Here is a 9039-nt window from a genome sequence, read left to right as displayed (position 1 = left end):
AGTTCAATGCCAGAGTTTTGCTGGCATGATCACTCAAGATTCCGAGAGATCATTGATGAATATTTCCTCCAGGGACAGTGGGATGCACTCAAAGAATACCGGCTCATAGGAAGCCATAACGGCCTCTACCTCGCTCCGGCTTCCCCGCACCGTAATGGTGCAGAGACTTCCCCTCTGTTCCACATTTACCTTATCAAGGGACGTCAGGTCCTCCGGCTTCATATCCGGTTTAAGGACGCACTGTATTTTGTGGATGTTAAGCTTCATGTCGTCCAGGTCCTTTGACAGGAGAATGCCGCCCTTGTGAAGCAGTCCCACATGATCGCATATGTCCTCCAGCTCCCTCAGGTTATGGGAAGCAATAATGGGAGTCAGGTTCCTGTCCTCCATATCCGCTGCAAATATGCTCTTTACCGCCTGGCGCATCACCGGATCCAGCCCATCAAAGGTCTCATCGCAGAATAGGTAGTCCGTGCCCGCGCAAACACCGCAGATAACAGATACCTGTTTCTTCATTCCCTTTGAAAAGGTGTGTATCTTCCGCTTCTCGTCCAGGCCGAAATTTCCCATCAGCTTGTGGAAACGCGCCTCGTCAAATCCCTGGTACACCTTACTGTAATAACGCATCATCTCCACAGGAGTGGTATTATTAAAGAAGTACTGTTCATCCGATATATAGAAAAAGCGCTTTTTTGCCGGGATATTCTCAAAAACTTCATGCCCGTCAATGGTTATGCATCCCTGGTCAGGCTTCAGCACACCGCTGGCCAGCCTTAAAAATGTGGACTTTCCGGCTCCGTTGGTACCAATTAGCCCGAACACGCTGCCATCCCGAATGGTGGCGCTTATATGGTCCACTGCCACGATATCGTCAAACCGCTTTGTCAGGTTCACTGCTTCAATCATTACTCTCTCCCCTTTCCATGGCATGATTCCGGCAGGCCGTATCAATCATTTCCTTCATCTCTCCTGCTGTGACGCCTACCTTTATGCCTTCCTCCACAGCAGAGTTAAAATGCCCCTTCCACTCCTGAAGGATTCCCGCCTTCATCCGGCTGTTATCCGCGACAAAGCTGCCCTTGCCTTTGATGGAATAAATATATCCCTGGCGTTCCAGCTCCGTATACGCCCTCTGGATGGTATTGGGATTGATGGACAGCTCCGTGGCAAGACTGCGCACAGATGGCAGCTGCGCATCCTGCGGCAGGGCACCCTTAAACATCAGTTCCCTAAGCCGCTCCGCCACCTGCTCATACAGCGGCCTGCTGTCCCTGTAATCCAGTACAATCATCCCGTCCTTCCCCCTCTCTGTTCTCGCTGCCGGGATGCCTGACAGCGGCCTCAGCAATGCCCCCGCCATGTCATGGACCAGGTATATCCCGATCCTCCCGGTGTCCCATCTGTATTAAGTATATTAATACAGTTATCTTCCCCATTAGATTACCATAGTCTTCCAAGATTTACAATTAAAGATTTTCTTAAGATTGATTTTTTGGTATACTGGTGTGAGAACGATTAAGGGAGGTCATCATGTCCAATACCATGTTTTTTAACCTGCTTTTAAATATTGGTCTTCTGGTACTCATTGCCACCATGCTCACCAAGCTCCCCATGGTTCGCTCCATGCTGCTGGAGGACAGCCATGCCATGGGAAGCAGGGCCGCCCTGGCAGTCATATTCGGACTGGTCAGCATTTTCTCCACCTACACAGGGGTGCGTGCCCAGGGCGCTATCGTGAACACCAGGGTTATCGGCGTGCTGGCAGCAGGTCTGTTAGGCGGCCCCTATGTGGGAATCGGAGCCGCCGTCATAGGAGGACTTCACCGGTATCTCTTTGATATCGGAGGATTTACCGCCGTAAGCTGCGCTGTCTCCACCTTTGTGGAGGGCCTGATCGGTTCCGCCTTTTCCAAGCGGTTTAAGGCCGGCAAGATTGACGGTGCCGGGGTATTTCTCATCACGGCTCTGGCTGAGATTGGGCAGATGGCCATTATCCTTCTCATCTCCCGGCCCTTCCCGGCAGCCCTGGACCTGGTACGCCTCATTGCCTTTCCCATGATAATCATGAATGCCCTGGGCATGGTTGTATTTCTGGGCACCTTTAATATGGTATTCATGGAGGAGGACAGCCAGTTCGCGGAGAAGATGCGTCTGGCCATGGGAATTGTGGACCAGAGTCTGCCTCACCTGAGAAAGGGACTTTACAGCACCGCGGATATGGAGGCCACCGCAGACATCATCTACCAGTCCACTTCCTGTGCGGCTGTGATGATCACGGATGCCCAGAAAATCCTGGCCATGAAGGGTGAGAACTGGTACGATGTCCTCCGGGATGAAGCTGTGCTGAAACCCATTCTAAGCTCTATCCACGACAGGAAGCCCACCACCTTTTCCTATGCGGAAAAGACAGACCCCCTGTACCATATCCTGAAGAACCACATCATTGTTGCCGCCCCTCTCATCGAGATGGACAAACCAGTGGGGAGTCTGACCATGATGGTAAAGAAACACTGGCATACCTCCCAGTCAAATCTGGACTTTGCCTCGGAGCTGGCCCGTCTTTTCTCCACCCAGTTAGAGCTGTCCGACCTGGATTATCAGAAACAGCTCCGCCGCAAAGCGGAGTTCAAGGCCCTTCAGTCCCAGGTGAATCCCCACTTCCTTTACAATGCGCTGAACACCATTTCATGCGTTTGCCGGGAGAATCCGGACCGGGCCAGGGAACTGATTCTAACCCTCTCCTCCTACTACCGCCAGGCCCTGGAAAACGACCAGTACATGCTGAGCCTTCACACAGAACTGTACCATGTGGCCAGTTACCTGGAACTGGAGCAGGCGCGGTTTGAGGAAAAACTGGTTGTGGAGCTGGATGTGGAGGACGACCTCAACTGCAAGGTTCCCTCCTTCATCCTCCAGCCCCTGGTAGAAAACGCGGTCCGCCACGGCGGGGACAGGACCGGCGCCCGCCATGTTTCCATCAGCGTCCACAGTGTGGAAGGCATGGCGGAAATCTCAGTGGCTGACCGCGGTCAGGGTATCCCCAGGGAAGTGGTGCTGGGACTTTACACTGGCCAGGGAAAGGGAGTTGGCCTGTCCAATGTGCACAAACGCCTGAAAAGCATATATGGAGAAGATAACGGTCTGAAAATCGAGACTTCAGAAGCCGGTTCCAGAGTCTGGTTCCGAATCCCTTTGGAACCGGAAGAAATTCCTGTCCCATCCCATGAAATCAAACAGGAGGAATCATACAATGAAGATAGCTGTGATTGACGATGAACGTCCGGCCAGAAAGGAACTGGTCCACCAGATTATGGACGCCATGCCGGACAGCCAGATTGAGGAGGCTGACAGCGGCGCCTCTGCCATTGAACTCATCAGCCGCCGGACCTTTGACCTGCTGTTCGTGGATATCAGCCTGGGGGATATGGATGGCACCACTCTGGCGGCTGCCGCCAGGCGGATTCTCCCCGATGCCCAGATTGTGTTTGCCACCGCCTACTCCCAGTATGGGGTCAAGGCCTTTGAGCTGGGCGTAAACAACTACATACTGAAACCCTTTGACCCGGACCGGGTGCGCCGTGTCCTGGAAAAATGTCAAAAGGACCTGCAGAAAAACCAGGCCCTTACCGCTTCTGCTGTCTGCTCCTGCGACGATCACCAGACCTGGGGCGAGTCCTGCAGGCCGGCTTTATCCTCTTCATACGCCTCCCAGCAGGAGGCGGGAGATCCGGTCACAGCCGCCTTTCCAGCCAGCCGTATGCCCATCAATATGAACCGGACCATTATACTGGTGGATATACAGCAGATTGTATACATAGAAACTTCAGGGAGAAGCTGCATCATCCATACCCCCACCCGGGACTACACGGAAAACCTTCTTTTAGGGGAGTACGAGAAACGCCTGGCTCCCCATGGTTTCTGCCGCATACACAAAAGCTATCTGGTGAATCTCAGCTTCATCACCGAACTCTTTCCCTGGGCCAACAACAGTCTGGCTGTAAAAATGCAGGGATTTGAGAAGAATATCCTTCCTGTGAGCAGGGAAAAGTCAAAAATGCTGCGCCAGATCATCGGGGTATAGTCCCCCCATACATGATTTATGGGCCATTTTGCCTTCCGTTTATGAACTTTATTTTACTGTTTGTTCACTCCTCCATACAGTTGATACAAAAAACATTCACTTTCACTCCTATTATTGTATAATTATTACAAATACAAGAAATACATAGGAGGTAGGTATATGATTAGTTTTTTTGTATGTCTGGCAATTTTGATTATCGGATTTATGCTCTACAGTAAGGTTGCCGAGAAAGTATTTGGCCCTGATGACAGAAAGCCGCCGGCACTGTCCATGACAGATGGAAGTGACTATGTGCCCATGGGCACTCCCCGTATATTCCTGATTCAGCTGTTAAACATTGCCGGTCTGGGACCTATTTTCGGAGCGCTGGCCGGTGCCTGCTGGGGCCCCAGCGTATTCCTGTGGATCACCTTCGGTACCTTGTTAGGCGGAGGTGTCCATGACTACATGGTGGGCATGATGTCCATGCGCCACAAGGGCGCCAGCGTATCCGAGCTCACAGGTACATATCTGGGCAATGCCATGAAACAGGTCATGCGTGTATTCTCCGTAGTCCTTCTGGTACTGGTAGGCGTAAGCTTCTCCACAGGACCGGCCAACCTGCTTGCCATGCTGACCCCTAATGTATTGGATGCCAAATTCTGGCTGGCAGTGGTCTTGATTTATTATTTCATCGCAACCTTTGTTCCCATCGACAAGGTAATCGGCAAGATTTATCCGATATTCGGTATCTGCCTCATCGTCATGGCCCTGGGCGTAGGAGGAGCCATTATCCTGGGCGGTTATCACATTCCTGAAATCACCCTGTCCAACCTGCATCCTTCAGGCACTCCTATATGGCCCACCATGTTTATCTCCGTTGCCTGCGGCGCCATCTCCGGCTTCCATGCAACACAGTCTCCTCTGATGGCACGGTGTCTTACCAATGAAAAGGACGGCCGCAAGGTATTCTACGGAGCCATGGTGGCAGAAGGCGTCATCGCCCTTATCTGGGCTGCCGCAGGCGTGGCGTTCTACAACGGCACAGGCGGTCTGTTAGAGGCCCTTGGCAACGGACAGTCCAGCGTTGTGTATGAAATCTGCTTCAAGCTTCTGGGACCGGTAGGTGCTGTCATCGCCATGATTGGTGTTATCGCCTGCCCCATTTCCTCAGCAGATACTGCTTACCGCAGTGCAAGACTGACCCTGGCAGACTGGTTCAAGATTGACCAGAAACCCATCAAAAACCGTCTTGCCTTAACTGTTCCGCTGCTGGCCGTGGGCGCTGTTCTGACCCAGGTGGATGTACAGGTGGTATGGAGATATTTCTCCTGGAGCAACCAGACACTGGCTATGATCGCCCTGTGGGCCGCAAGCGTATATCTGTTCCGCAGAAAACGCTTCTACTGGCTCACCGCCCTTCCGGCCACCTTCATGTCGGCTGTATCCTGTACCTATATCCTGATGGCAAAGGAAGGCTTCCAGCTCTCCACCGCCATCGCCTATCCTGCCGGCATCATCTTTGCAGCAGTGTGCCTGGGAACCTTTGTGTTCACCTGCGTGATGGGCAAGGGAAAGAACGCAGACAGTCCTGCGGTTGAAGAACCTTATGGGGTTTAAGGGAACGTTTGAATCGCTCTTCATATAAGAAAGCGATAAAAGGGCGCTGCCCCGGCCAGACTTATCCGGCCATGGGCAGCGCCCCTTTTTCTGTTATATCCTCTTTCTGTTATGTCCTTTTTACATCATACTCTTCTCTGCCTGCCTTTCATCCTCAGGTCTTTTCCTGCTGTCAAAATAGACAAACCGGTCAATGGCATCCAGTATATCCTTAAAATCCTCCTTGGGCGCCAGGTCGATGTAGGCCCTCAGAATCTCTTTTTCCCTGTCCCTGAACGGGCCGTAAAATATATCATATAAATTATGGCCTCTGAGAAAGGTGCGCACCTCTTCCATGTGCTCCTTCATATCTTCCGGGGATGAGAAATCCCGTCCCAGGACTTCCATCAGCTGCTGCCCGCTGCGAATCCGGTACAGATATTCCCTCCATTTGCCATAGAGGGTCCGGTAAAAAACATCCTCGCTTTCCACGATTCCCAGGCGGGCCATAACTGCCGGGTTAAAGAAATAGTTCTCAAACGAATAATACTTTAAAATAAGCACGTTCTTCCTTGTCACCTTCGGCAGGCGGTCCACGTCCTCCAGATTCCTCTCATCGTAATACCTGCACAGCTGCGATGCCAGCTCCTCCGGATCCTTGCCGTCTCCATCGCGTATCATAAGGAACTGATCCCGCAGATAGACCTGGTTCATATACTTTAAGTTGGCATATGTCTTGATGTTTGTGCAGCTGTTTGTGGTGATGATGGATATGCGGTACAGATTTCCTTCCTCATCATAAATCTCAGAATAATACTTTTCCAGAAGCAAAGGCAGGCGGCTCTTGTCCTGTTTCCCCTCCACAATAAACACGAAGCTGACATTCAGCAGATCATTGGCCCCATACCCCAGGTCATCCAATATCTCGCTCATGTTGGTCCGCGGGCGTACAACCGAGTACCGCTCATCATCCAACACCACCTGCCGTATCTGGCGTATGCTGAAATTAAACAAAAGGTCCGGGCTGTGAGTCTTGAAAATGACCTGATTTTTCTTGGACAGCCGGTACAGTATCTCACTGCATGTTTTCTGAAGCTGGGGATGGAGGAATATCTCCGGATCCTCCACCACAATAATGCTGGGAATCCGGCCCTGTTCGCTGATATAGGTCTCTAGCAGGGAAAGCATATAAATACTCCGCATGCCCTTTCCCATCAGCTCCACCGGCTTCACAGTACCTCTCTGGCGGTTATGGGCCGTTACCTCCACGGTAAAAAGCTGGTCCGCATCGCAGCTTAACGTGTACTGTATCTCCTCGTATCCTCCATTTTTAAAGAAATTTTCATTGACCTTTCCGGAAAATCCGCTCAGGTTCATCTGGTATATCTTAAACTCCAGAAGTCTGGCTGTCTCAAAGGCGGAAAGTTCTTCCGGTTTCTTCTTATTAATCAGGCCGATGCACTGGAAACAATGGTTGCATTTCTTAGCCCGCTCAAAAATACAGCTGCCGGATCGCAGCCTTCGAAGCTCCTCGTCCTCCTGGAACATCAGAAGGTCGTTCTGCAGCTGGTTCAGCTCCCGCTCCGCATTGATGCGGTAGATGCGGGGCATCACCATATGGATATAGGGGTTATTCTTCCTATAAAGATCCTCGTACCGCACCTTGCCGTCCTGGTTCACGTGAAAGGTAAAGGACAGCTCTCCGTTTTGGAACGACGGAAGCCGCTCAGAAAATACCCTGCGCCACACATCGTAACGTCTGTACTGGCTGACAATACCCATATGGTGAAACAGGTGCAGATCCTCCTCCTCTATGGAAAAGCAGGCATCAATCCGGATAGCCTGACGGTTCTCATTAAAATCCCTGTCCTGAATCTCATAACAGCCGCACACCGCGCAGATTGCATCCAGCACCGAGGTTTTTCCTGTATTATTTTTCCCAACTAAAATCAGCGCCCGTTCTATATCCCGGATTTCCATGCTTCGTATAGACTTAAAATTGTGGATGTGCAGATAGGTAAGCTGCATGAGGTTCTCCTTTCCCTGGGTATATATGGTGTTGACAGGCAACGGGAAATCTGCCGGATTTCCTAAATCCGGCGGGAACACGGTTTTAGGCATCCTCAGATTATTGCTGTGGATTATTACTATGAGTATACGCCATAAAAAGGCAGGACACAAGCCTGTTTTTGCCGGCTGTGTGTCCTGCCCTCCATATTGGTTTTTATCTTAATTCTGTTCTTTCTCCGCCTGTTCCCTCTCCGGCGGTTCTTTCTCCGGCGGTTCTTTCTCCGGCTGTCCTTTCTCCGCCTGCTCCTTCTGGTCCTTTGCGCCCTTCTTTCCTCCCATGGGCTTGCCGCGGAATGGAGAGAAACGCCTTGGGGATCGGTTCCCGCCCCGCAGCTTTCGGCTCAGCCTTCTGACAATAAGGACAACCGCCCCAATGATAACAGCCAGTACGAACAGGATGGGACTGTTGACGGCAAGCCATACAATCAGGTCAGTTACGGCCGCCCCAAGGTTATTCAGACTGCGGTTAAAGCCCTTCTGAATCCTGGTTCCAATGCTGTCCGGCGCAGTGGGGGTAAGGTCCTTTACCTCCCTCATATAGATGGATACAGTGCTGTAATCCACCTGATTGTCATAGAGGCGCAGCTGGGATGTGTAGGACTCCAGCTCATAGCGGATCTCTGAGAGCCGGGCCTCCAGAGCCACCACCGCATCCAGGGACTCCGCTTTTTCCAGCAAGGCCCAAAGCCGTTCCTGCTCTATCTCCAGCGATTTCTTGCGGCTCTCCGTATCCGAATACTGCAGGGTCACATCCGTCACCTGCTCCTGCTTGCTGGTCACATTTCCCGCGCTCTCCACCGTCTCTACAAAGCGGTCCAGCCGGTCGGCCGGAATCCTGGCCCTGATGTCCGCATGGCGCTGCTGGCTGCCGCCATAGGAATCGACGCTGACTCCCGACACATCAGAGGATTCCACATAACCGCCCAGCTCCCCTACCTGATCTGTAATCTGGGAGAGGACGCCGTCAAAGTCCCTGGCCTCCACGTTCATACTCACATCCCGTATCAGCTTCCTGCCTGCTTCCCCCGGACTTCCGATGTCCGGCGAGGGTGACAGACCGCTTCCGCTCTCAGCCTTTAACCCATTCAGGTCTTCTCCCGCAGGGGCCATGGTTATCGCTGCTTCCCTCACATCCATAGCATATCCTGCAGCCATGGTCTCAGCCGTGGCTGCCGTATTGGACAGCTTGCTGCCGCAGGCAGACAGAGAGAGCAGTGCCAGAAGAACCAGCGTCATTGCCAGCGTCCATGTACGCTTCTTTTTCCATTTTTTCATAACCCATCCTCCTTTATGGTTTCATGGTATCATGA

The 9039-nt window shown here is 52.0% G+C and carries 7 protein-coding genes; 3 read left to right on the top strand and 4 right to left on the bottom strand.

Going from position 1 to position 9039, the window contains the following annotated elements:
• Nucleotides 1-33: 33 nt before the first annotated feature.
• Nucleotides 34-906 carry an ABC transporter ATP-binding protein gene (locus LI015_RS24915; protein ID WP_227126587.1) on the bottom strand — a complete coding sequence of 291 codons (873 nt, stop codon included), beginning with the start codon at nt 904-906 and terminating at the stop codon, nt 34-36.
• Complete coding sequence (locus LI015_RS24910) at nt 899-1291, bottom strand: GntR family transcriptional regulator (RefSeq protein WP_002567145.1); 393 nt, start codon at nt 1289-1291, stop codon at nt 899-901. The genes LI015_RS24915 and LI015_RS24910 overlap by 8 nt, the downstream gene beginning before the upstream one ends.
• Before the next feature lie 239 nt (nt 1292-1530).
• Between LI015_RS24910 and LI015_RS24905 the strand changes: the two genes are divergently transcribed.
• The 3 genes from LI015_RS24905 (at nt 1531) to LI015_RS24895 (ending at nt 5680) form a co-directional block, all read left to right on the top strand.
• The gene (locus LI015_RS24905; RefSeq protein WP_002567144.1) at nt 1531-3270 is read left to right on the top strand and encodes a LytS/YhcK type 5TM receptor domain-containing protein; all 1740 of its coding nucleotides are present in this window, start codon (nt 1531-1533) and stop codon (nt 3268-3270) included.
• Entirely contained in the window at nt 3251-4081 is an 831-nt protein-coding gene (locus LI015_RS24900) for a LytR/AlgR family response regulator transcription factor (protein WP_117626584.1), read from the top strand. Before LI015_RS24905 ends, LI015_RS24900 begins: the two co-directional genes overlap by 20 nt.
• A 159-nt stretch (nt 4082-4240) precedes the next feature.
• Entirely contained in the window at nt 4241-5680 is a 1440-nt protein-coding gene (locus tag LI015_RS24895; protein WP_002567142.1) for a carbon starvation CstA family protein, read from the top strand.
• 120 nt (nt 5681-5800) lie between these two features.
• On the opposite strand, the gene LI015_RS24890 is transcribed toward LI015_RS24895, so the two are convergent.
• Both LI015_RS24890 and LI015_RS24885 read right to left on the bottom strand, forming a co-directional pair.
• Nucleotides 5801-7687, bottom strand: coding sequence for an ATP-dependent nuclease (locus tag LI015_RS24890; RefSeq protein WP_227126586.1), 1887 nt, complete (start codon nt 7685-7687; stop codon nt 5801-5803).
• A gap of 201 nt (nt 7688-7888) precedes the next feature.
• Nucleotides 7889-9004: a DUF4349 domain-containing protein gene (locus LI015_RS24885; RefSeq protein ID WP_227126585.1), complete on the bottom strand. Its 1116-nt coding sequence runs from the start codon at nt 9002-9004 to the stop codon at nt 7889-7891.
• Nucleotides 9005-9039: the final 35 nt, after the last annotated feature.

The sequence above is a fragment of the Enterocloster sp. 210928-DFI.2.20 genome (assembly GCF_020554465.1).
GTDB classification, from domain to species: Bacteria; Bacillota; Clostridia; order Lachnospirales; family Lachnospiraceae; genus Enterocloster; species Enterocloster bolteae.
This window is presented reverse-complemented; position numbering and strand designations above follow the sequence as displayed.

Coding starts and splice junctions, on each gene's coding strand:
- LI015_RS24900 (WP_117626584.1), top strand. CDS start 3,251: ATGAAGATAGCTGTGATTGACGATGAACGTCCGGCCAGAAAGGAACTG.
- LI015_RS24910 (WP_002567145.1), bottom strand. CDS start 1,291: ATGATTGTACTGGATTACAGGGACAGCAGGCCGCTGTATGAGCAGGTG.
- LI015_RS24890 (WP_227126586.1), bottom strand. CDS start 7,687: ATGCAGCTTACCTATCTGCACATCCACAATTTTAAGTCTATACGAAGC.
- LI015_RS24915 (WP_227126587.1), bottom strand. CDS start 906: ATGATTGAAGCAGTGAACCTGACAAAGCGGTTTGACGATATCGTGGCA.
- LI015_RS24885 (WP_227126585.1), bottom strand. CDS start 9,004: ATGAAAAAATGGAAAAAGAAGCGTACATGGACGCTGGCAATGACGCTG.
- LI015_RS24905 (WP_002567144.1), top strand. CDS start 1,531: ATGTCCAATACCATGTTTTTTAACCTGCTTTTAAATATTGGTCTTCTG.
- LI015_RS24895 (WP_002567142.1), top strand. CDS start 4,241: ATGATTAGTTTTTTTGTATGTCTGGCAATTTTGATTATCGGATTTATG.